General features: G+C 72.2%; 18 protein-coding genes. 9 read left to right on the top strand and 9 right to left on the bottom strand.

The genetic code is table 11. The annotated features are described in order from the left end of the window. Positions 1 to 371 precede the first annotated feature (371 nt). Positions 372 to 1,781, top strand: a complete 1,410-nt coding sequence (locus tag H283_RS26435) for an HNH endonuclease signature motif containing protein (RefSeq protein WP_231372212.1) — start codon at positions 372 to 374, stop codon at positions 1,779 to 1,781. A 113-nt stretch (positions 1,782 to 1,894) separates the two neighbouring features. On the opposite strand, the gene H283_RS0102745 is transcribed toward H283_RS26435, so the two are convergent. The 4 genes from H283_RS0102745 to H283_RS0102730 form a co-directional block, all read right to left on the bottom strand. Further along, positions 1,895 to 2,254, bottom strand: coding sequence for a TfoX/Sxy family protein (locus H283_RS0102745; protein WP_020141983.1), 360 nt, complete (start codon positions 2,252 to 2,254; stop codon positions 1,895 to 1,897). A 2-nt stretch (positions 2,255 to 2,256) separates the two neighbouring features. Continuing rightward, positions 2,257 to 2,607, bottom strand: coding sequence for a TfoX/Sxy family protein (locus H283_RS0102740; RefSeq protein WP_020141982.1), 351 nt, complete (start codon positions 2,605 to 2,607; stop codon positions 2,257 to 2,259). A gap of 101 nt (positions 2,608 to 2,708) precedes the next feature. Then, positions 2,709 to 4,163 (bottom strand): MFS transporter, encoded by a 1,455-nt coding sequence (locus tag H283_RS0102735; protein ID WP_020141981.1) that lies wholly within the window; start codon positions 4,161 to 4,163, stop codon positions 2,709 to 2,711. Positions 4,164 to 4,194: 31 nt separating this feature from the next. Beyond that, on the bottom strand, positions 4,195 to 5,520 hold the full coding sequence (locus H283_RS0102730) for a M20/M25/M40 family metallo-hydrolase (RefSeq protein WP_020141980.1): 1,326 nt from the start codon (positions 5,518 to 5,520) through the stop codon (positions 4,195 to 4,197). Positions 5,521 to 5,548: 28 nt separating this feature from the next. Between H283_RS0102730 and H283_RS0102725 the strand changes: the two genes are divergently transcribed. Next, entirely contained in the window at positions 5,549 to 7,132 is a 1,584-nt protein-coding gene (locus H283_RS0102725; protein ID WP_020141979.1) for an LLM class flavin-dependent oxidoreductase, read from the top strand. 16 nt (positions 7,133 to 7,148) lie between these two features. On the opposite strand, the gene H283_RS0102720 is transcribed toward H283_RS0102725, so the two are convergent. After that, positions 7,149 to 7,709, bottom strand: a complete 561-nt coding sequence (locus H283_RS0102720) for a type 1 glutamine amidotransferase domain-containing protein (RefSeq protein ID WP_020141978.1) — start codon at positions 7,707 to 7,709, stop codon at positions 7,149 to 7,151. 124 nt (positions 7,710 to 7,833) lie between these two features. On the opposite strand from H283_RS0102720, the gene H283_RS0102715 reads away from it, so the two are divergent. Further along, on the top strand, positions 7,834 to 8,553 hold the full coding sequence (locus H283_RS0102715) for an MBL fold metallo-hydrolase (RefSeq protein ID WP_020141977.1): 720 nt from the start codon (positions 7,834 to 7,836) through the stop codon (positions 8,551 to 8,553). Positions 8,554 to 8,639: 86 nt separating this feature from the next. After that, positions 8,640 to 9,626 carry an LLM class F420-dependent oxidoreductase gene (locus H283_RS0102710; RefSeq protein WP_020141976.1) on the top strand — a complete coding sequence of 329 codons (987 nt, stop codon included), beginning with the start codon at positions 8,640 to 8,642 and terminating at the stop codon, positions 9,624 to 9,626. A gap of 3 nt (positions 9,627 to 9,629) precedes the next feature. Here the strand turns inward: H283_RS0102710 and H283_RS0102705 are convergent, their stop codons facing one another. Next, positions 9,630 to 10,166, bottom strand: coding sequence for a DUF4395 domain-containing protein (locus tag H283_RS0102705; protein ID WP_020141975.1), 537 nt, complete (start codon positions 10,164 to 10,166; stop codon positions 9,630 to 9,632). 75 nt (positions 10,167 to 10,241) lie between these two features. Then, positions 10,242 to 11,759: an MFS transporter gene (locus H283_RS0102700; protein ID WP_020141974.1), complete on the bottom strand. Its 1,518-nt coding sequence runs from the start codon at positions 11,757 to 11,759 to the stop codon at positions 10,242 to 10,244. A gap of 80 nt (positions 11,760 to 11,839) precedes the next feature. Here H283_RS0102700 and H283_RS0102695 point away from each other — a divergent pair, with 80 nt between their 5' ends. Beyond that, entirely contained in the window at positions 11,840 to 12,637 is a 798-nt protein-coding gene (locus H283_RS0102695) for a deoxyribonuclease IV (RefSeq protein WP_020141973.1), read from the top strand. 74 nt (positions 12,638 to 12,711) lie between these two features. On the opposite strand, the gene H283_RS23810 is transcribed toward H283_RS0102695, so the two are convergent. Then, positions 12,712 to 13,542: a DUF4118 domain-containing protein gene (locus H283_RS23810; RefSeq protein WP_020141972.1), complete on the bottom strand. Its 831-nt coding sequence runs from the start codon at positions 13,540 to 13,542 to the stop codon at positions 12,712 to 12,714. Positions 13,543 to 13,641: 99 nt separating this feature from the next. Between H283_RS23810 and H283_RS0102685 the strand changes: the two genes are divergently transcribed. After that, the gene (locus tag H283_RS0102685; RefSeq protein WP_020141971.1) at positions 13,642 to 14,076 is read left to right on the top strand and encodes a DUF6855 family protein; all 435 of its coding nucleotides are present in this window, start codon (positions 13,642 to 13,644) and stop codon (positions 14,074 to 14,076) included. Beyond that, positions 14,070 to 14,471 carry a DUF3224 domain-containing protein gene (locus H283_RS0102680; RefSeq protein ID WP_020141970.1) on the top strand — a complete coding sequence of 134 codons (402 nt, stop codon included), beginning with the start codon at positions 14,070 to 14,072 and terminating at the stop codon, positions 14,469 to 14,471. Before H283_RS0102685 ends, H283_RS0102680 begins: the two co-directional genes overlap by 7 nt. 60 nt (positions 14,472 to 14,531) lie before the next feature. Here H283_RS0102680 and H283_RS0102675 read toward each other — a convergent pair whose 3' ends face one another. Continuing rightward, positions 14,532 to 19,652 (bottom strand): GH92 family glycosyl hydrolase, encoded by a 5,121-nt coding sequence (locus H283_RS0102675; RefSeq protein ID WP_028785285.1) that lies wholly within the window; start codon positions 19,650 to 19,652, stop codon positions 14,532 to 14,534. A 225-nt stretch (positions 19,653 to 19,877) separates the two neighbouring features. Between H283_RS0102675 and H283_RS0102670 the strand changes: the two genes are divergently transcribed. Further along, positions 19,878 to 20,909, top strand: a complete 1,032-nt coding sequence (locus H283_RS0102670) for a LacI family DNA-binding transcriptional regulator (protein ID WP_231372211.1) — start codon at positions 19,878 to 19,880, stop codon at positions 20,907 to 20,909. A gap of 23 nt (positions 20,910 to 20,932) precedes the next feature. Next, a complete protein-coding gene (locus H283_RS0102665) occupies positions 20,933 to 21,970 on the top strand; it encodes a class I mannose-6-phosphate isomerase (protein WP_020141967.1) in 1,038 nt (345 codons plus the stop codon). Positions 21,971 to 21,974 lie beyond the last annotated feature (4 nt).

Raw genomic sequence — 21,974 nt, 5'->3', positions numbered from 1 at the left:
GCCACAGCGTGCTCTCGGCTGGTCGCTGGCCGGTGCTGCGCGTGGAGTGGTCCGCCGACCCGGACCATCTCGCCCACGCTTTCGGTACCCTCCTGTCGCGCCTGCATGCCGCTGCCGGGTCTCCCCCACCGTCCGGCAACGAGCCGACCGCCACCCTCGAACCCGTGTCGGCTCCTCCTTCGGGACCTGCATCCTTGGCCTCGGTGGGTGCTGGGCCGGGCCGCGCCTCGGGTCCTGCGCGGGCGACAGCGTCCGCGGCTGCGCGAGCGACAGCGTCCGCTGCTGCGCGTGCCGCTGCCCGGGTGCCCGTTCGGAGCTCGGCTCGCGAGCACGCCGTCGAGCCCGCTGGAGGTCGGCGCGATCTTGCGCCGGTGGCCGAGGGTGAGCGGGCGGCCGCGGCGATGGCGTTGGAGGGGTTGGCGCGGGCCGGGGAGCGGGTGCTGGATCAGATCCAGGCGCTCGAGGTCGCCAAGGCGCGTCTGGAGGCCGACCTGCTCGCCGCGTACGGCGCGTTGGCCACGATCGAGGCCCAGCAGATCGACGCCCTGCCCGCCGGGGCGGCGGCCCGGGTCTCGGCCCGGGTCTTGCCTGAGCGGGTCGTCACCGAGGAGATCGCGCTCGCGACCGGTGTCGGCGTCGGTGAGGTCGCCCGCCGGCTCTCCCTGGCCACCGCACCCCGGCGGCACCGGGTCGCCCTCGACGCGCTGCGCTCGGGGGCGATGTCGCTGCACCGGGCCCTGCAGGTCGCCTCCGACACCGCGGCGCTGCCCGACACGGACGTCACCACCGTCGCGCAGGCCGTGCTCGCCCCGACCCGCGACGGGCAGCCCGTCGCGCAACGCACCTTCACCGCCCGGCTCCGGCGGGCCGTCGCCTCGGTCGATGCCCGCGGCGCCGCCCAGCGGCGCGCGCACGCCCGGTCCCGGCGCGGGGTGTTCGCCCGGCTGACCGGCGACGGGACGGGCTGCCTGACCGTCACCACCGACGCCGCGACCATCACCGCGGTCATGGACCGCCTCGACACCACCGCCCGCCGCCTGCGCGGCGCGGGCGACCCGCGCAGCCTCGACCAGCTCCGCGCCGACCTCGCCACCACCGCCCTCCTACGTGGCGCGCCCGGAACCGCGTCCGGGACCGCGTCCGGCCACGGGGCGGGCGACGACTCTGGGCAGGCGGCGGCGCTGGCGTGGATCGTCGTCCCCTTCGAGGTCGCCACCGGCCAGACCGACACCGCCTGCGAGCTGCCCGGCCACGGCTGGGTCACCGCCGGCCACGCCCGCGAGATCATCACCCGCCCCGGCTCGCTCTGGGCCACCCTGCCCGTCGACATCCGCACCGGACGAGCGATCTCCCGCCCGACCCGCAGCTACCGACCCACCCCCGCCATGGTCGAGCACGTCCAGGCCGTCGACGGGATCTGCCGCGGACCTGGCTGCCACGTCCCCGCCACCCGCTGCGACCTCGACCACGAGACCCCCTGGCCCACCGGCCCCACCAGCATCGACAACCTCCACGCCAAGCACCGCCTCCACCACAACCTCAAGACCGACGGCACCTGGACCTGCGCCCCGAGCCCCGACGACGGCCTCACCTGGACCACCCTCACCGGCCGCACCTACACCACCCACCCCAAGAACTGGCGCGACGGCATCGACCCACCGGGCCCGCCCCCTCGACCCCGCACGTCGATGACACCACCCGATGACGCGCGCGACGTCTTGCGACCCCGACGCGCTTCCGGAGAGACCCTGCTGGTCGAGCTCGACCCGCCACCCTTCTGAACGGCCCCGCCAGCGAGCAGACACCAGCTGCACCGCGTCACGAGCGCGCGTCACGAGCGCGTCAGCTGCACCGCGTCACGGGTGCGTCAGCTGCACGGCGTCGGGAACGAGCGTCAGGAGTGCTGGCGTGCGACGTGGAGACGCGCCCGCGTGAGCCAGGCTCGGCGTTCCGCGTCAGGGATGCCCGCGGGGAGGCTTCGGTACGCCTTCATCCGCCGAGTGCCCATCGTCAGGATCTCCGACCCCGGCAGGGCGGCGAGCTCAGCCAGCGCGTCCGGACCGAGCTTCACCCCGATGAGGTCGCCCATAGCGACGGCGAAGACGTGCCCGTCGACGAGCGCGGCGAGGGTGCCGAACATCGGGCGCAGCTCGACCCCAGGCTCGTCGCCGACGAGCGTGCGCAGCTCGGACCGAGAGACCGGCTCGGTGTCGTCCGAGTGAGTGGGTTCGCTGGGTTCGCTGGCGGCCACCATGGCTACGTGTTCGGTTTCTTGACCTTGGGCGGGAGCGTCGCGACGTGGTCACGGGCACGTTCGACCCAGGCGGTCAGGGCAGCGTCGTCGAGGTCGTGGGGCAGGGACAGGTAGCCGCCCATCGGACGGCCGGCCGGGCCGAAGGGGCCGCTGCCCGGCACCGCTCGCAGCTCCTCGAGCCCAGCCGCGTCGAGCTTCACGCCGATGTTCTCGCCGAACAGCCCGGCAAACATGTTGCCGTTGACGAAGGCCCCGAGGCTGCCGAACATCGGCTTGACCTCGACCCCTGGCCCGTCACTCACGAGCCCCCGGAAGTGGGCCTTGGCGGCGTCGCTGTGCTTCGGCATGTCCATGACTCCATGACACCACCCCCGCAGTGACGATGGTGTCGCCCCGGCCCGTCCATCGAGGCCCGGCCGTCTCGAGCACCTGACCGTGGTCGACGACGACGTGGTCAGCCGGGCACGGCGACAGCCGGCCGGTCACCGGCGGGTCGCACGACCGCGAGGAACACCGCTGCGACGAGGGCCGTGACGCCACAGATCGCCCAGACCGTCAGGTAGCCGGAGAGTGAGGCGTGGGCCGTCGCCTCTGCGTCGACCGTGCCCGTCGAGGAGAGCGCAATGGCGAAGACGCTCGAGGCGAACGCTCCGCCGATCGTCTTGGTCGTGTTCGTCATCCCCGTGGTCAGGCCGGTGTGGGTCGGTGGCGCCTGCGCGGCTGCGGCCGTGGGCAGTCCCGCGACGAGCGCGCCGGACCCGAGTCCCGCGATGACCATGTTCGTCATCGTCTGGGCGAGGGTGTCGTGAAAGGGCAGGAAGAGCAGGTAGCCGACCGCGACGAGCACCGCTGCCACGACCATGGCCACCCGCGTCCCCGTCCGGTGTGCGAGCAGGTGGAGCAACAGGGCCCCGACGGCGAGGGACAGGACGTAGCCGCCGATGATGATCGACACCTTGCCCGCCGAGGCGCCGAGGCCGTAGCCGGTGACGGCCGGGTCGGTGCGGGCGAAGGTCGACAGCGGGATCTGCGCCCCGAGCACCGAGACGCCGAAGAGGAAGGCTGTCGCCTGGACGGGCCACTGGCCACGCGCCCCGAGGATGCGCAGGTCCACGAGCGGCTCCGGGTGGGCGAGCTCGACCCGTGCGAAGGGCACGAAGGCGGCCGCGCCGAGCAGGACGAGCACCCACGGCCACGGGCTCCCCGGCCCGAGGACGCGCAGCGTGACGAGGCCACCCATGACGAGACCGAGGGCGAGGGTGATGAGCCAGAAGCCACGCCAGTCGACGGTGCCGTGGGCGAGCACGGGAGACTCCTCGACACCGAACCAGATCGCGACGAGAGCCAGGGTCACGACGACGGCCGGCAACGCGAGCAGGGCGGTCATGCCGAGCGACTCGGCGAGGGCGCCGCTCGTCAGGGCGCCGGCGATGACCCCGAGCTCGAGCCCGGCCACGAGCAGTCCCGCAGCACCCCGCACGCGCCGTTCGGAGCCACCGGTGCGGCGGTGGATGATCGCGACCTCCATCGGGAGCCACACGACGTAGAAGCCCTGGATCGCCCACGCCACGAGGAAGAGCCCGAAGCTCGGCGCGAAGGCGACGCCCCACGAGGCCGCCGCCGTGACGACCGTCGAGAGCAGCAGCACCTTGCGGTGCCCGATGAGGTCGCCGAGCCGCGCGAGGAGCGGCACGACGAGCGCCGACACGATGAGCTGGGCGGCCTCGAACCAGTTGACGTCGGCGTCCTTGATGGACAAGTGCCGTGCGATGTCGGTGAAGATCGGGGTGTAGTAGCCCTGCAGCACGCCGCTCGCGAGCTCGACGCAGATGAGGAAGCCGACGACCTTGGTGATCGGGCTGCGGGCCACGGCCCGGGCGGCGTCGGAGACGGCCGTGCTGTCTGACATGCGGATCTCGTTCTCTCTCAGGCTGACTCGACTAGAGCTGTTCGATGAGGCGGCGGTACCACGCGATGCCGTCGAGGAGGTCCGTGACGCCGATGCGCTCGTCGACGCCGTGGATCGAGGAGCGCTGCGCGTCGGTCATCCGGAACGGCGTGAAGCGGTAGACCCGCGGCCAGATGCGGTGGAAGTGCCGTGAGTCAGTGGCCGCGAGCATCACGTACGGCACCACGACCGTCCCGGGGAACACCTCCCCCACCGTCGACTCGAGGAGGGCGTATGCCGTGTCGTCCGTCGGCGACACGGGGCTGGGCTCGTCACCGCTGACCAGCGTCACCTCGACGTGGGGGTCCTTGACCGTGCGGCGGATCCGCTCGATGGCGCCGTCGACGGTCTCTCCGACCATGACCCGCATGTTGACGTGGGCGCGCGCGGTCGCGGCGATGACGTTGGCGCCCGGCGACCCGGAGAGCTGGGTCACGGCGACGGTCGTCCGGGTCAGCGCCGCCGTCTCGTGTCCGAGCCGCGGGAGGACCCGGGAGAGCACGGGCCGCAGCAGGCGCGCGCGACCGAAGACCGCGGCATACGGCATCCGCGCATGGACGCCGGCGCGCTCGAGCATGTCGACGGTGGCGTCGGGCAGATGGCTCGGGAAGGGCTTGCGCTCGAGTCGCAGGATCGCGCGGGCGAGCCGACTCGTCGCGCCCATGCGGCGCGGTGCGGACGCGTGGCCACCATCGCCCCGCGCGGTGAGCTCGACGTCGACCGTGCCCTTCTCGGAGACGCCGATGACGGCCATGGGCGCCTCGACCCCCGGGAGAGCGCCCTGCACGATGGCGCCGCCCTCGTCGATGACGAACCACGGGTCGACACCTCGCTCGCGCAGGATCGTGACCGCGTCCTTGGCGGCGCGCCCCGACACCTCCTCGTTGCAGCCGAACGAGAGCCACACGTCCCGGCCCGGGGTCATGCCCTCGGCGATGAGCTCCTCGACCGCCTGACAGGTCGCGACGAGCGACCCCTTGCAGTCGAGCGCCCCACGGCCCCAGACGTGCCCGTCGGCGACCTCTGCCGCGAACGGCGGGTGCGTCCACACCGACGCGTCGTCGACGGGGACGACGTCGAGGTGCGCCATGAGCACAACGGGCGCCTCACGCGTACGGCCCGACCAGCGCACGAGCAGGGCGTCTCCGCTGATGCGGTCGACCTCGCACTCGGCGTGCAGCCGCGGGAAGCGCTCGCGCAGCTCGGCGAGGAGCGCCTCGAAGACGGCTCGGTCCTCGTGCGCAGGGTCCCAGTCGGAGACCGTCGGGATGCGGATCAGCGCCCGCAGCGCCTCGACGGCAGCGTCGTCCCCGTTCATGGCCCGGAGCGTATGCCACCCTGACCGCATGGACTACCTGCACGAGCTCCGGTTCGGGGTGTTCGCGAGCCCCGAGGCGTCCCGGGTGCACGAGACGCTCGAGCTCGCCCAGCTCGCCGACGTCGTGGGCCTCGACCTCTTCACGGTGCAGGACCACCCCTACAACGCCAAGCACCTCGACACGTCCACCCTGCTCACGGCGGTCGCAGCGCGCACGAGCTCGATCCGCGTCGCGGCCAACGTCGCCAACCTGCCGCTCCGGCCTCCGGTCGGGCTCGCCAAGCACATCGCGACCCTCGACGTCATCAGCGGCGGCCGTGCCGAGCTCGGTCTCGGCACCGGCGCCTTCTGGGACGCGATCGTCGCGGCCGGCGGCGAGCGCCGCACACCGGCGGAGGCCGTCGACGCGCTCGTCGAGGCGATCCGGATCATCCGCGGCGTGTGGGGCCAGGACCCCGACCAGCCGGGAGCGCGGTCGGTGACCGTCCCGGGCGTGCACTACACGGTGACGGGGATGCACGCCGGACCCTTCCCGGTGCACCCCGTCGAGATCTGGCTCGGCGCCTACAAGCCGCGCATGCTGCGGGTCACGGCCCGCCTCGCCGACGGATGGCTGCCGAGCCTGGGCTACGCCGACCCCGAGGCCCTCCCGGGGATGAACGCCGTCATCGACGAGGCCGCCGAGCGGGCAGGTCGCGGCCCCCAGGCGATCCGCCGGATGTACAACGTCTTCGGCTCGTTCGGCACGGGCCGGGGCTTCCTCCGGGGCACGGCCGACGACTGGGCCGAGCAGCTGGCCGCTCTCGCCCTGACCGACGGGATGGGCACGTTCGTCCTCGGCACCGACGACCCGGACGTCGTGAGGCGGTATGCCGCCGAGGTCGCCCCAGCCGTGCGCGACCTCGTCGACGCCGAGCGCGCCCGGCGCGCCGACGGCCGCGTCGGCTCGCTGGAGCCAACGACCCCGCCGCCCTCGGCGGCCCCGGTCGACGGCGCCCCACTCACCGTCCGCGCGACACCGGATGACGGCGTGCGACTCAGCCCGACCCTTCCCTGGCGGGAGGCCGACCGTCCCGTGACCGCCAAGCCCGAGCACGCGGCATACTCCGCCGCCGAGCAGGCCGTCCCGCAGCACCTCGTCGACGTGCACGACCACCTGCGGGGCGAGCTGGCCCAGCTGCGCGACATCGTCGGCCAGGTGCGGCGTGGCGCGATGTCGACCGGGGCCGCGCGGTCGGTCATCAACACGATGGCGATGCGGCAGAACAACTGGACGCTCGGCGCCTACTGCGAGACGTACTGCCGCCTCGTCACCGGGCACCACACCCTCGAGGACCGGAGCATCTTCGTGCACCTGCGCGGCGCCGAGCCCGACCTCGGCCCGGCCATCGACCGGCTCGAGGAGGAGCACCACGTCATCGCCGACGTCCTCGAGCAGGTCGACGACGCCCTCGTCGGGCTCGTCGGGACCGAGTCCTACGGCCGGGCCGGAGAGGACGCGCTGGACGAGATCCAGCGCGCCCTCGACCTGCTCACCGACACGCTCCTGTCACACCTCGCCTACGAGGAGCGCGAGCTGCTCCACCCGCTGGCCCGTCACGGGTTCGGCTGAGCCCTCAGGTCGGCCCTCAGGCGGACGGTGCGGCCGTGGCGGCCGCCGAGCCGTGCTCGAGCGCCTCGACGACGGCGCCGCAGAAGTCGGGCAGGTCGTCGGGCTTGCGGCTCGTGATGAGGTTGCCGTCGACGACGAGCGACTCGTCGGTCCACTCTCCGCCTGCGTTGCGGATGTCGGTCTGCAGGCTCGGCCACGAGGTGAGGCGGCGGCCCTTGACGACGTCGGCCTCGATGAGGGTCCACGGGGCGTGGCAGATCGCGGCGACGGGCCGGCCGGACGCGACGAAGTCGCGCACGAGCGCGACGGCATCGGCGTCGGTGCGGAGGGCGTCGGGGTTGGCGACGCCGCCGGGCAGCACGAGCGCGTCGAAGTCCTCGACCGCTGCGTCGGCGACCGTGACGTCGACGGGCTTGGTGTCGCCCTTGTCGAGGTGGTTGAACATCTGCACCTCGCCGGCCTCGGGGCTGACGACGACGGCCTCGTGCCCGGCGTCGGTGACGGCCTTCCACGGCTCGGTCAGCTCGACCTGCTCGATGCCCTCGCCCGCGACGAGGAATGCGACTCGCTTGGCCATGTGGCCCTCCTTTGCTCTGGGTGGCGTCGACCGCCACCCTCGGCTCCTACCCGCACACCCGTCACGTATCACCCGACCTTCGACAGCGCAGGCGCCCGGCACCGGTCACGGTTAGGGTCGGCCCATGGCCAAGGACCTCGTGGTTCCGCTCGCGCCGAACGTCTGGCGCATCCCGCTCGTGCGCGACCTCGTCAACGGCTTCATCCTGCGCGACGACGACGGCCAGGTGACGCTCGTCGACATGGGCCTGTCGCGCTCGGGGCCCACGGTCATCGCCGCCCTGGGCGCGATCGGAGCAGCCCCGGCCGACGTCACCCGACTCCTGCTGACGCACGCCCACCCCGACCACGCGGGCGGGGCGGCGCACGTGGCCCGCGAGACGGGACGTGGCTTCACGATCCACCACGACGACGCGGCCTACGCCGCCGAGGGGTCCTCGCCGCCGCGCGACCGCAGCTTCCGGCTCGGCCGCCTCCTCGACCGCTTCTCGCGGCCCGGCCGCGACTTCGAGCCCCTCACCGTCGAGCGCGAGATGACGGACGGTGAGGTGCTCCCGATCGCCGGCGGCCTCCGGGTCGTGCACACACCCGGGCACTCCCCCGGGCACGTCTCGCTGCTCCACGAGGAGTCGCGCACGCTCATCACGGGCGACGCCATCTTCAACGTCATGGGCCTGCGCTGGCCCGTCAAGGCCTTCTGCACCGACTTCCGGATGACCCAGCAGACCGCCCACCTGCTCGGCGAGCTCGACTACGACGTCGCTGCGTTCACGCACGGCACCGAGCTGCGCGACCAGCCGCGCGAGGCGATCCGCGCCTTCCTCGGGAGGCACCGCCCGTCCTGACGACGGGCCCCACGATCCACAGACCTGTCCACAACTGTGGACAGACCCTGTACACGCAGTGCCTCGAGAATGGGTAGGTCCCTCGCGTGACGAACTTCGGATACACCCTGATGACCGAGCAGAGCGGCCCCAAGGACCTCGTCCGCTGGGCCGTGCGCGCCGAGGAGGTCGGCTTCGACCTCGCGGTCTCGAGCGACCACTACTCCCCCTGGCTCACCGAGCAGGGGCACGCGCCCTACGCGTGGTCCGTGCTCGGCGCCGTGGCGCAGGCCACCGAGCGGCTCGAGCTCATGACCTACGTGACGTGTCCGACGATGCGCTACCACCCGGCCGTCGTGGCCCAGAAGTCGGCGACGATGCAGCTGCTCTCCGACGGCCGCTTCACGCTGGGTGTCGGCAGCGGCGAGAGCCTCAACGAGCACGTCGTCGGCGAGGGATGGCCGGGTGTCGTGACCCGACAGGAGATGCTCGTCGAGGCCATCGAGATCATCCGCGAGCTGCACTCCGGCGAGCTCGTGACCCACCACGGCGAGTACTTCGACGTCGACTCGGCGCGCATCTGGGACCTGCCGGACATCCTCGTCCCCGTGGCCGTGGCGGTCAGCGGCGACGCGTCGATCGAGCGGCTCGCCCCGCTCGCCGACCACATGATCGCGGTGCAGCCCGAGGCAGAGCTCGTCGAGACGTGGAACCGCACCGACGGCGCCGAGCGCATCGGCTCCGGGGCCCGCGCCATCGGCCAGATCCCGATCTGCTGGGACCCCGACCGCGACGCGGCGGTCGCCCGGGCCCACGAGCAGTTCCGGTGGTTCGGCGGGGGCTGGTCGGTCAACGCCGACCTGCCCACCCCGGCCGGCTTCGCCGGAGCCACCCAGTTCGTGCGCCCCGAGGACGTCGCCGCCTCGATCCCGTGCGGACCCGACCTCGACGCGATCGTCGAGGCCGTGCGCCCCTACTGGGAGGCGGGCTTCACCGACATCGCGCTGGTCCAGATCGGCGGGGACGCCCAGGCCCGTTTCCTCGACGAGGCTGCCGGGCCGCTGCTCGACAGGCTCCGGACCGCGGCCGGCTGACGGTCAGGCCGCCTGCTGGCCCGCACGCTCGGCGACGAGGCGCTCGCGACGCTTCGTGATGTCGGCGCACTCGAGGCAGACCTCCTCGGGGATGACACCGAGGCGCATGAGGCCCGAGAAGAGGATGCAGCCGACGCAGATGCCGAGGATCGACTCGAGCGCCGGAAAGAGCACCATGACCGCGCCGATGACGACGACGGCGACGATGACGCCCGTGGAGCCGGTGACGAGGGAGATCACCCAGAGCGCGGTCGCGGCGACCGTCATGACCGCACCGATGGCCGCCGCGAACCGCTTGGGCGGGCCGGCCGTCGGTCGCTTCGGCGCGGAGACGGCGGGTCGGATCCACCGCTGCACGAGCCGGGCGATCGGGCTGACCCGGGGTCCGAGCGCGGCCCGCAGGCTGAAGTCCACCGCGAGGACCGCGTAGAGCCACCACTGCTGGGTCGCGAGGGCGACGACGCCGATGACGAGCACGACGGCGGCGATGAGCCGGACCGTGATCTCGTCGACGACGGCGGGGAAGCGCGATGAACTCATCCACGCATTATGCACTACATAAGGAGAGGTTATGCAACGCGTGGTCAGCATCCGGAACCCGCCTCCCCGAGACGGTCAGCGCGAGCGCAGGACCCGCAGGGCGATGACCGCGCAGACCACGAAGAGGGCGGCCCCCACGCCGGCCACGGCGGCGAGGCTGGTCGTGAACGCCTCCTGGGCCGCGGTGACGAGCCCGTGGGCGGCCTCGGCCGGCAGGGTGGTCGCCGCGCGGACGGCGCCGGCCAGGGAGTCGAGGGCGGCGGCGCTCCCGCTGTGCGCGTCGGAATACGGTGCCAGCTGGTCGCGGTAGACGAACGTCGCGAGGGATCCCAGCCCGGCGATGCCGACGGCGATCCCGAACTCACCCGACGTCTCCGACATCGAGGCGACCGACCCGGCGCGCTCCGGCGGCGCCGACTGCATCATGACGCCCATCGTCAGTGTCGACGGGAGCATGATCCCGAAGGAGGTCAGGCACATGCCGAGGACGAGCAGGCCGAGGCCCTGGGCCGGGCCGACCTGGGTGTAGAGCGCGAGTCCGACGGCGCAGACGAGCAGGCCGGTGGCCATGGTGCGGGCGGTACCGAGCCGCTGGGCGATCCGCGCCGACGAGGACGCACCGACGAGCAGGGCGATGTTGGCCGGCAGCATCGTGAGGCCCGCGCCGAGCGGGTCGAGGCCCGCGACGAGCTGCAGCCACTGCGAGCAGAGGAACGACACGCCCGCCATGACCACGCCGCCCACGAGCATCACCGCGAGCGCCGTCGAGAAGGCACGGCTGCGGAAGAGCGTGAGGTCGACGAGCGGGTTCGCGATGCGCCGCTGACGGCGGACGAAGACGATGCCGAGGGCGGCGCCGGCCGACATCGTCAGGAGTGCCGTCGTCGTGTCGCCGCCGCGGGCGATCTCCTTGAAGCCGTAGATGACCGGCAGGATCGCGGCCAGCGACAGGACCGAGGAGGCCACGTCGACCGGGGCGCCGGCGTGCCGGTCGGACTCCGGCAGCACGCGACGGCCGACGACGACGAGCAACACCATGAACGGGACGCCGAGCAGGAACGCCGAGCCCCACCAGAAGTGCTGGAGCAGGACGCCGCCGACGAGCGGACCGACGGCCATGCCGCCCATGAAGCACGAGTACCAGACACCGATCGCCGTCATCATCGCCTTCTCGTCGGTGAAGATCGTCCGGATCAGGCCCATCGTCGACGGCATGAGCGTGGCGCCCGCGATGCCGAGCAGGGCGCGCCAGAAGATCAGCTGACCGGGGCTCGAGGCGTAGGCGGCGGCCGCGCTCGCGACGCCGAAGGCCACGGCGCCGATGAGCAGGAGGCGCTTGCGGCCGATACGGTCACCGACCGCGCCCATCGTCACGAGGAAGCCGGCGAGGACGAAGGAGTAGATGTCGAGCATCCACAGCTGCTCGGTCGTGCTGGCGCCGAGGTCGGCGGACAGCTCGGGCAGCGCGAGGTAGAGGACGCTGACGTCGAGCGAGAGGAGCAGGGCCGTCAGCGCGAGGACGCCCAGGGCGACCCACTGCCGACGGGTCGGCCGCGAGGTGGACAGGGTCTGGGGCTGCGAAGTCGTCGTCATGCCCTCACGTCGAACGAGCCCGCGCCGTCTCGACACGGCCACGGGAAATCGGTGTCGGCCGGGCGGCATACGCTGGCGACATGGCTCTACACATCGGTGCGCACGTCGACCAGGAGGACCCCATCGCGGAGGCCAGGGCGCGCGGGGCGTCGCTCTCGCAGCTCTTCCTCGGCGACCCGCAGAGCTACAAGGGCCCCGTGATCCGGTATGCCGGTGGCGCGGCAGCGCTCAAGGCCGATGCCGAGGCCGCGGGCATCGACCTCTACGTCCACGCGCCCTACCCGATCAACGTCGCGAGCCTCAACAACCGCATCCGCATCCCCGGCCGCAAGCTGCTCCAGCAGCACCTGACCGCCGCGGCCGAGATCGGCGCCAAGGGTGTCATCGTGCACGGTGGCCACCTCGGCGCCGACGAGGACGCCGCGACGGGCTTCGACAACTGGCGCAAGTGCATCGATGGCCTCGACCTGCCCGTGCCGCTCCTCATCGAGAACACCGCGGGCGGCGACAACGCCATGGCTCGCCGGCTCGAGGCCATCGCCCGCCTCTGGGACGCCATCGGCTCGGCGTCCGGCAGCGACCAGGTCGGCTTCTGCCTCGACACGTGCCACGCCCACGCCGGCGGCAACGACCTCGGCACCGTCGTCGACGAGGTGCGCGCCATCACCGGACGCATCGACCTCGTCCACGCCAACGACTCGCGCGACGAGTTCGACTCGGGCGCCGACCGGCACACGAACTTCGGCTCGGGGCACATCGCGGGCGAGGCCCTCGCCGGCGTCATTCGCGCGGCAGGGGCGCCCGTCGTGTGCGAAACACCCGGCGGACTCGAGGGCCAGACGGCCGATATCGCCTGGTTGAGGTCGCAGGTCGACTGATTCCGTCGTTCCCAGCCGCGTCTCAGGAATTCCTGACCGTCTCTTTACCCAACGGGTGCTCGCGGGCCCCTAGGTTACTCAGGGGTTGCGAACGGGTCGCCGACGATGCCGGCTCCTCGCGCCTGCACGCCTGCGCCGTGTCCCGCCATCCCCTCCTCGGTGGCGGGCCGCGGCGCTCGTGCGTTGGCCATCCGGTCCGCGAGGAGCACGGCGACCCGCAGCTGCTCGGCGGTCGGCCGCACGACGTGCGTCGAGGCCGTGACGCGGAAGTGGCCGACGACGTCGGTGCCACGACGGACCACGACCGCCGTGTAGCCGTCGGTGGGCAGCCCGGCCCGCTCGACGGGCAGTCGTCGCCCGCCCGTGCTGACCTGGCCGTCCGCCCCGATGACGGCGTCGTTCCAGCGGGGACGGCCGGCGTCCCACGTGCACCGGTCGGCGCCGAGCACCGTGGTGATCGCGGTCGCGATGGCCGTCGACCGGGCGTCCTCCGTCGTGTCGGGCGGCAGGTCGAGCAGCTGGGTCAGGCCGGAGATGTAGCCGTCCCGGCGCTGGGCGGCGGCCTGCTGGCGGCGGCCCCAGAGCGCGATCTCGGTGACGGCCAGACCCACGACGACGAGCGCCAGGGCGAGCTCGAGGTCGTCCCGGTGGTGGATCGAGAGCGAGTAGAACGGCTCGGTGAGGAAGAAGTCGAAGGCGCCGGCGGCCGCGAGCGCCGCGGCGACCCCGGCGACCCGGTCACCCGTGGCGGCGGCCGCGACGACCGTCAGGACGAGCACCATGGCGGCGGTGCTCTGGTTCATCCCGTCGCGGAGCAGGCCGAGGCCGGCACCCACGACGATCGGCAGGAGCAGGGCGGCCCACCGCGTCGATGCGCGGTGCTCGGCCAGCCAGTCAGTGGTCATGACCCCACACAACACCCGGCGCTCGGGGCGGGGGGCTGCTCGGGCGGCATCCTGACGCGATCTTGACGTCATCCTGACGACGCGGGAGTACAAAGGGTGATGACGACGACCCCGAGCCAGGAGGACCCCGTGAGCGGGACCGGAACCACCGACGACCCGTGGGTCCTGCGCACCCCGCCGGGCACCTCCGAGTACACGATGCACCGCGACGACGGCACCGAGCCGCCGCAGCTCGTCTGCCAGGTGGGCTCGACGCGGCTGACCTATGACGCCCGGGTCGTCGACGACCTCCACGCGTGGCTCCGGGAGCAGGGCGACTGGGTCCCGCTCGGGGCGGCCGACGAGCAGAAGCCGGCCAAGGAGGGGACCGTGGAGGCGTGGGCCCGCTCGGCCGACAACCCCGTGGGTGGCTGGTACGGCCTGCGCAAGGGCTACCGCGGGCGCGTCGGGATGTACCTGCCGCCCCTGCTCGAGGAGCTCGGTCTCGCCGAGGTGGAGCACCTGCCGCACAACAACCGGATGCGCGCGTGCTGAGCACCTCGACCTTCACGACGTCCGACTTCGACGTCACCGACTACGTCCCCGACGTGACGACGGCCCTGCCCACCGGGCACCTGCGGATGCGCAAGACGTATGCCGGTGACGTCGAGGGCCGCAGCGTCACCCAGTTCACGTCGGCCTTCGACCAGAGCTCCGGCGTCGGCACGTACGTCGCCATGGAGTCCTTCGAAGGCACCGTGGCGGGACGCCGCGGTGCGTTCAACTTCGTCCACGCCGCCTCGACCAGCGGCACCGACCGTGCCCACGAGTACGGCCTCATCGTCCCCGGGAGCGGGACCGGCGAGCTCGTCGGCATCGAGGGCTCGGTGCGCCTCACGGTCGACGCCGACGGCACCCACCGGATGGACTTCGACCACAACCTCGGGTGACGCGGCAGAGCGGCGCGGGGAGGCGTGTTCCCCGCGCCGCTCTGCTGTGCTGCCTCCGGGCTAGCCGACCGTGACGGTGAGCGAGCTCAGCACGTCGGACCGGGAGTCCGAGACGAGGACCCGCACCGAGTAGGTGCCGGCGGCGCCCCAGGTGTGACCCCCCGTGACGGTGGCGGTGCCGTCGGCCGCCGTCGTCACCGTCGCGTCCTCGGTCACGGTGCCGTCGCCCCACTGGACGCGGGCCGTGTAGCCGGTGTCGGCGGGGACGCCACCCGACGCGGTGCCGAGCGTGACATCGGTGTCGGCGCCGGTCGCCGCCGTGGCGTCCGCCGCGGCCGCGACGGTGAGGGCCGAGCCGTTGTCGGCGACGGCGAAGACGTGGATCCGCCCCGCCGTCGTCGGGTCACCGGTCTGTGTCGGCAACGTCACCGACGCGACCGTCTTGCCGGTCGGCACCGTGAGCGGAGCCGTGGCGAACAGCTTGGCGCGGCAGCCGTCGGTGCCCGTCCCGTTGAGGCGGTAGGCCATCTCGAGCGCGACCGTGTTGCCGAACTGGGCCGAGCCGCACCAGTCGCCGTACTGCACCGGGTAGCTCGTCGTCGAGCCGTCCGTGAAGCGCACCGTGGCGGTCGTGTCCTGGTTGCGCTGCGTGCCGGTGCCGATGAGCGACAGCCTCGTCGCCCCGGGTGCCAGCGTCACGGGAAGGGTCTGACCCGCACCCGTCGCGTTGTCCTTCTCGCCGACCGGGATCCCCGGCATCGAGTAGCGCAGGTCGGTCCCGGGGACGGTGAGCAGCTTGCCGGGCACCCCGCCCGCGGCGGCCAGGGCCTCACGGGACAGGCCCGCGTCCTTGCCGTCGCAGTGGACGACGTCGCCGACGTTGCCGAAGCACACGGAGTCGAACCCGGCGGCATACGCCGGCGTGGACGCCTGGTGCACGGTGACGGCGCCGAGCGCCGAGCCGCTGTCGTTCCCCGTCGTGACGGTGACCTTGGGCTGGTACGGCCCGGGCTCGGCCCACGTGTGGGTGCCGCGAACGGTGTACGAGCCGAGGTCACCGGGCTCGATGGTGCCCGCCGAGCTCGTGCCGTCACCCCACGCGATGGTCGCCGTGGCCGTGGCGGACGGGTCGGTGCCCTGGCCGACGCCACCCGAGAAGGTGGCGACGGCACCGGACCACGTGGTGTCCTCCGCGACCTCGAACGGCTCGGCCGCCGAGACCTTGAGCCCGGTGTTCTGGGCCTTGGATCCGTCGGTGAGCAGCTCGAGCTCGGACAGGTTCGCGGCGTCCCCGCCTGCCGTCGCCGTGACGACGAGCCGGTAGGTCGTGAACGTGCCGGCGTGCGCGATCTCGAACGGACGCGTCTGCACCCGCCACGGGAAGACCTGCCCCGTGCGCGTGTCGAGCGTCTGCCACGTCTTGCCGTCGTCCTTGCTGCCCTCGAGACGCCAGGCCGACGGGTCGCCGGCCTTCGGTCCGGAGGTGACGGTGTACCAGGTGGCCCGCTGGCCGACGCCCGACAGGGCGAAGGTCACCGACGGCGTGCCCGAGGTGAAGGACACCCCGGTGCGCGACGTGTTGTCGAAGAGGGCCTTGGCGTCGGAGCCCGACGCGAGGTCGGTCGCCGTCGCGGAGCCGCGGCCGGGACCGGTCGCGTCCTTGAGCGGCGTCGGCGCCTCGGTGCCCTGCGTCAGCGACGGGGGCGCATCCTGGGCGCGAGCGCCGAAGTCGGACGGCTTGGCACCCATCGCGAAGTCGACCGTGGTCGGGCCGGTGAGCTCGTCCTGGCTGATCGAGACGCTCTTGTGCTTCTTGCCGTCGACGGTGACGCCCTGCACGTAGATGTTGTGCTCGGAGTTGCCGGGAGCGTTGACGACGAGGTCACCCTGCGTGCGCTTGACCGTCACCTGGTCGAACTTCGGCGAGCCGATGGCCCAGTTGGCCGAGCCGACCTGCAGCGGGTAGATGCCGAGCGAGGACAGGACGTACCACGCCGACATCTCGCCGTTGTCCTCGTCGCCGGGGTAGCCCTGGCCGATCTCGCCGCCGACGTAGAGGCGACGCATGATCTCTCGGACCTTCTCGGCCGTCTTCCACTGCTGGCCGGTCCAGTCGTACATGTAGGCGATGTGGTGGCTCACCTGGTTGCTCTGGCCGAGCTGGCCCATGCGGACGTCGCGCGCCTCGAGCATCTCGTGGATGACGCCGCCGTAGCCGCCGGGCTTCGTCGCCGTCTCGGGCGTCGAGAAGAAGGTGTCGAGCTTCTTCGCGAGCGCGTCACGGCCGCCGTAGAGGTTGGCGAGGCCGTTGCCGTCGAACGGAGCGTGGAAGGCGAAGTTCCAGGCGTTCGTCTCGGTGTAGTCGCCGCCCCAGTCCTCCGGGTCGAAGCTCGACGGAAAGGTGCCGTCGGCGGCACGACCCTGGAAGAAGCCGACCTTCGGGTTGAAGAGGTTGCCGTAGTGCGTCGCCCGCTCGAGGAAGTACGCGGACTCCTCGGTGAGCTGCGCGCGGCGCGACGTCGGCGTGGCCGGGTCCTTGGCGAGCTTGGCCGCCATGGTGCCGATGCCGAAGTCGTTGACGAGGCCCTCGAGACCCCACGAGACGCTCTCGCCCGTGTCGGTGCTCGTGTAGCCGAGGAAGGTGGACGTGTCGAGACCCTTGCGACCGACCGCGCTCGACGTCGGCAGGACCGTCGCGTTCTTGAGGGCGGCGTCGTATGCCGCGAGCGGGTCGGGCAGCTTGACGCCCTTGGCGTACGCGTCGGCGAAGGCGACGTCGGAGCTCGTGCCGGTCATGAGGTCGGCGTAGCCCGGCGAGCTCCACCGTGCGACCCAGCCACCGTCGCGGTACTGCTGCACGAAGCCGTCGGCGATCTCGGCCGCCACCTCCGGGTAGAGCAGGCTGTAGGCCGGCCACACGGTGCGGTAGGTGTCCCAGAAGCCGTTGTTGACGTAGATCTTGCCGTCCTTGACGGCGGCGTTCGTCGTCGTCGCCGACGCCGAACCGCTCTTGGCCGCAACCGGGCTCGCGTACTGGTAGCGGGGGGCCGCAGCCGTGCCGGTGTTCTCGAACTGGCTGTTCGGGTAGAGGTTGAGCCGGTACAGGTTCGAGTAGAGCGTCGTCCGCTCGCTGTCGTTGGCGCCCTTGACGTTGACGACGCCGAGGCGGGCGTTCCAGGCGGTCTTCGCCGCGGCACGCACCGCGTCGAAGTCGCGGGACGCGAGCTCGAGGGCGTGGTTCTTCTTCGCCTGGTCGAGCGAGAGGAACGACGTCGAGAGCTTGAGCACGACCTGCTTGCTCGTGCTCGTGTCGAAGGAGGCGTAGCGGGTGCCCGTGTGACCACCCGGCGCCGTGCCCACCGCCGTGGCGGGCCGGTCGAAGGTGCCATAGACGAACATCCGGCTGCGGCCGGCGGACAGGCCGCTGCCGTTGTCGACCCAGCCCGTCATGGTGCCGGTGGCCGCGTCGACGGTGAAGGTGCCGTTGTCGTCGATGGTGTCGACGACGAGGCTGCCCTTGCTCGCCGCGGCGGGGAAGGTGAACCGGTAGACGCCGCCGTGGTCGGCCGGGGCCGTCTCGGCGGTCAGGCCGCCGGCGAGGGCCACCTTGTAGTAGTCCGGGTGGGCGACCTCGGTCGCGTGGTCGAAGGCGAGACCGCGGCCGGACGCACTGCCCGTCGGGGTGTCCGTCGCGATGGACGGCATGACCGACATCTGGTTGCGGTCACCCATCCACGGGCTCGGCTCGTGCGAGACCGCAAGGCCTTGCAGGACAGGGAGATTCGCCGCGTTGTTCTGCGACTGGTAGTAGTACTCCCACGACTGCGAGTTGGCGCTCGTCACCGGGGTGAAGAACGTGAAGCCGTTGGGCACCGCGCTGATCGGCAGGTTGTTGCCACGCGAGAAGCCGCCGGAGGCGTTGGTGCCGCGTCGCACGTCGACGTAGTTCGTCAGGTCAGAGCCGTCGATGACCGCCGGGTCAGCCTGGACCGCGACATCGTCGATCCAGCCGCCGAAGCGGGTGTCCTTCGTCGCACCTCCGACGTTGTCGTAGCCGACGAGGACGCGGTCGATCGTCTTGCCCGCGGCGACCTTGCCGACGTCGAGCGAGACGGCGTTCCACTGGTTGGCGTAGAGGATCTTGCCCTTGCCCTGGCCGCTCGGGCTGCCCGCGACGCCGTGCTGGTCGTCGGCGCCGAGGTCGGACAGGTACGTGCCGTCGGTGAAGCGGACGTCGAGGGCGGCATACGTGGACGGGTACTCGAGGTCGCCCGCGATCATGTCGGGGAAGATCTTGTAGCTCAGCTGGGTCCGCGAGGTGACCGGCAGGTTGACGTCGAAGAGCCGGTTCCACGCGTATCCGCGGCCGTCGGCGGTGTGTCCACCGGAGTAGCGCAGCGCCTTGACGCCGGTCCAGCCGACGAGCGGCTTGATGTTGAAGCCCGAGATGGGACCCGAGCCGACGATCGTCTTCATCGGCGTCGCCGGGCCGGAACCGGTGCTGCCGTCGGAGAGGTCCCAGTCGGCGAGCTGGACCGTGCCGCCGGAGTGGATCGCCGTGACGTTGAGCCGGTAGTACGCGTACGTCCCCGCCGTCGTGACGTCGAACGTGCGCGTGGCGAAGCGTCCCGAGAAGTCGATGCCCGTGCGGCGGTCGAGGTCGGTCCACGTCGTGCCGTCCGCCGAGCCCTGGAGCGTGAAGTCCTTGGGGTCCCGCTCCGGGGAGTCGTTCGCCGACGTCAGCGAGTAGCGCACGGCCTTGGCCGGCGTACCGAGCTGGTAGCGCACCCAGCCGCTCGAGGCGAAGGCGAGCCACTTGCTGTCGGGGTTGGAGTCGGCGAGGTTGGCCGCGACCTCACCCGGCGCGTTCTCCGCACTCGCGGTGACGCCGACGACCGAGCCGAGGAGGCTGCCGTTGGCGCTGGCCGTGCCGGAGACGTTCTGCTGCCGCGGGCCGGCGGGGCCGGCCTCGACCGTCGAGAGGGCCGGCTGCGGCTGACCCGTCTCGAACGACGTCGTGAAGTCACCCGCGCCGGCGACGGCGGTGGGTGCTGAGAGCGGCGCCGCGGCAGGGCTGCCGGCGGCGTTCGCTGAAGCAGGACCGGCGACCGCACCCGCGGTCGACGTGGCCAGGACTGCCAGGGCGATGACGCCTCTGTGGATCCCGGATCTCATGGGCATGGGTTCCTCCGTGCTCGTCGTTGAGCCGTGCTGAATGTGAGGTCGGCGCTGGCGACCCCGAGCCGCCTCCGACCCGGCCGAGACTCGCCTCACCCGACAAAGGGCGTCAACAGCCCGAACCGATCTTGTCCGGTCAGGACATCGGATCGGACAGAACGTCACCGCGGTGGCTCCCGAGGAGGTCCTGACGTTGCCATTCGAGCGCTCGATGACGAGACTGCGGGCATGACAGCGTTGTCTGACCACCGGACAGCCGCCCGCCCGACCATGGCCGACGTCGCCGCCGAGGCGCACGTCTCGGTCAAGACCGTCTCGCGCGTGGTCAACCACGAGCCGGGGGTGCGTCCTGACACGGCCGAGCGGGTGCGGGCCGTCATCGAGCGACTCGGCTTCCGCCGCCACGACGGCGCCCGCCTCATGCGTCAGGGGCGTACGTTCACCATCGCCCTCGTCGTCGAGGACCTCGCCAACCCCTTCTACTCGCAGGTCGGCGCGGCCGTCGAGCGCGAGGCGCGCATCCGCCAGCACCAGCTCATCACCGCGTCGGCGGAGGGCTCCCCGTCACGTGAGCGCGCCGTCATCGAGGCGCTCGTGAACCGCCGCGTCGACGGCATCGTCGTCGTCCCGGCCGACGAGAGCGCGTCCTCGGACGCCGTGCTCGAGGCGAGCCACACCCCGATCGTCTACATGGATCGTCCCGTCCGGGGCACCCCGCGCGACACGATCCTCAGTGACAACCACGGCGGCATCCGCAGCGCTGTCGAGCACCTCGTCGCGCACGGGCACCGCAACATCGCCTTCTACGGCGACGACCCGGCGTTCTGGACGGCACGGCAACGCCGCGACGCCTTCGTCACGACGCAGCAGAGCCTCGGACTGCCCACGACCCCACGTGTCTCCATGGGTCCGCACAGTCCGGCCTCCGTGCACGAGTCGCTGAGCCAGTGGGCGACCGGCCCGGAGCCGATCACCGCGGTCATCACCGGCAACAACCGGATCACCCTCGCAGCCCTCCTCGCCCTGCGCGAGCTGCGACTCCCGCTGTCGCTCGTCGGCTACGACGACTTCGAGCTCGCCGCCCTCATCGACCCCCCGGTCACCGTCGTCCACCAGGACCCGGCGGCCATGGGACAGAAGGCCGCCCAGCAGCTCTTCGCCCGTCTGCTCGGCGACGAGTCGCAGGCACAGACCGTCGTCATGCCGACGCGGCTCATCGTCCGCGCCTCGGGCGTCCGCCGCGGCACCCCGACCCGATGACCGAACCGAGGAGCACCAGCCCCGTGTCCCAGACCACCGTGTCCGACCCGACCCGCCTGCCGCCCAACACGCCCCACCGGTTCTACCGGGGCGGCGAGCGCATCCTCGCCTTCCGGGGCCTCGAGGTGCCGGAGGCCTTCGACGACCACCGTCCCGAGGACTGGCTGGCGTCGACGACGCGCCTCTTCGCCGAGGGCGGTGACGGGGTCACGGTGCTCGCCGACGGCACGCCGCTGCCCGACGCCCTGGCCGCCGACCCCGACCACTGGCTCGGGACCGACCACGTGACCCGCCACGGCATCGAGCCGGGACTCCTGACGAAGCTGCTCGACGCCGGAGAGCGCCTGCCCGTCCACTCCCATCCCGACCGCGCCTTCGCCGCGGCCCACCTCGACTGCGACCACGGCAAGACGGAGGCCTGGATCGTCCTCGACGCGGAACCGGGTGCCTGCGTCTGGCTGGGCTTCCGCGACGAGCTGCCTCCGGACGAGCTGGCCGAGCTCGTCGAGGCCCAGGACGAGCGCCTCCTCGCCGCGCTCAACCGGATCGAGGTGTCGCCGGGGGACGCCCTGCTCGTGCCCGGCGGCCAGCCCCATGCGATCGGTGAGGGCGTGTTCGTCCTCGAGCTGCAGGAGCCGACCGACCTCTCGGTCATGCTCGAGCACCGGCGCTTCGGGCTGGAGGAGGCGCACGCCTTCCTCGGGCTCACGGTCCCGCGCGCCCTCGAGAGCGTCGACCGGGGGCCCCTGACCGCCGAGGGCCTCGCCGCGCTGCGGCGGCGCTGGGTCGACGTGACGGGTGCGGGCCACGCGCTGCCGGATCAGGCCGCGGAGTTCTTCCGGGCCGAGGTGCTGAGCGCGACGCGGGGAGCCCCGGCCGACGGCGCGGCGGCGTTCGCCGTCGTCGTCGTGGTCGACGGCCAGGGCCGGCTGACGACGGGAACGGACGCGCCCCGCACCACCGAGGTGGCGCGGGGCGACGTGCTGCTCCTGCCGTACGGAGCCGGGGCCGTGCGCCTCGAGGGCGACGTCACCGTCATCCGCTGCATGCCGGCCGGCTGACCTG

The sequence above is a fragment of the Terracoccus sp. 273MFTsu3.1 genome, from assembly GCF_000383675.1.
GTDB lineage: Bacteria > Actinomycetota > Actinomycetes > Actinomycetales > Dermatophilaceae > Terrabacter.
Note: the sequence above shows the minus strand (reverse complement) of the source record. Positions and strands in the feature narration are given on the sequence as shown.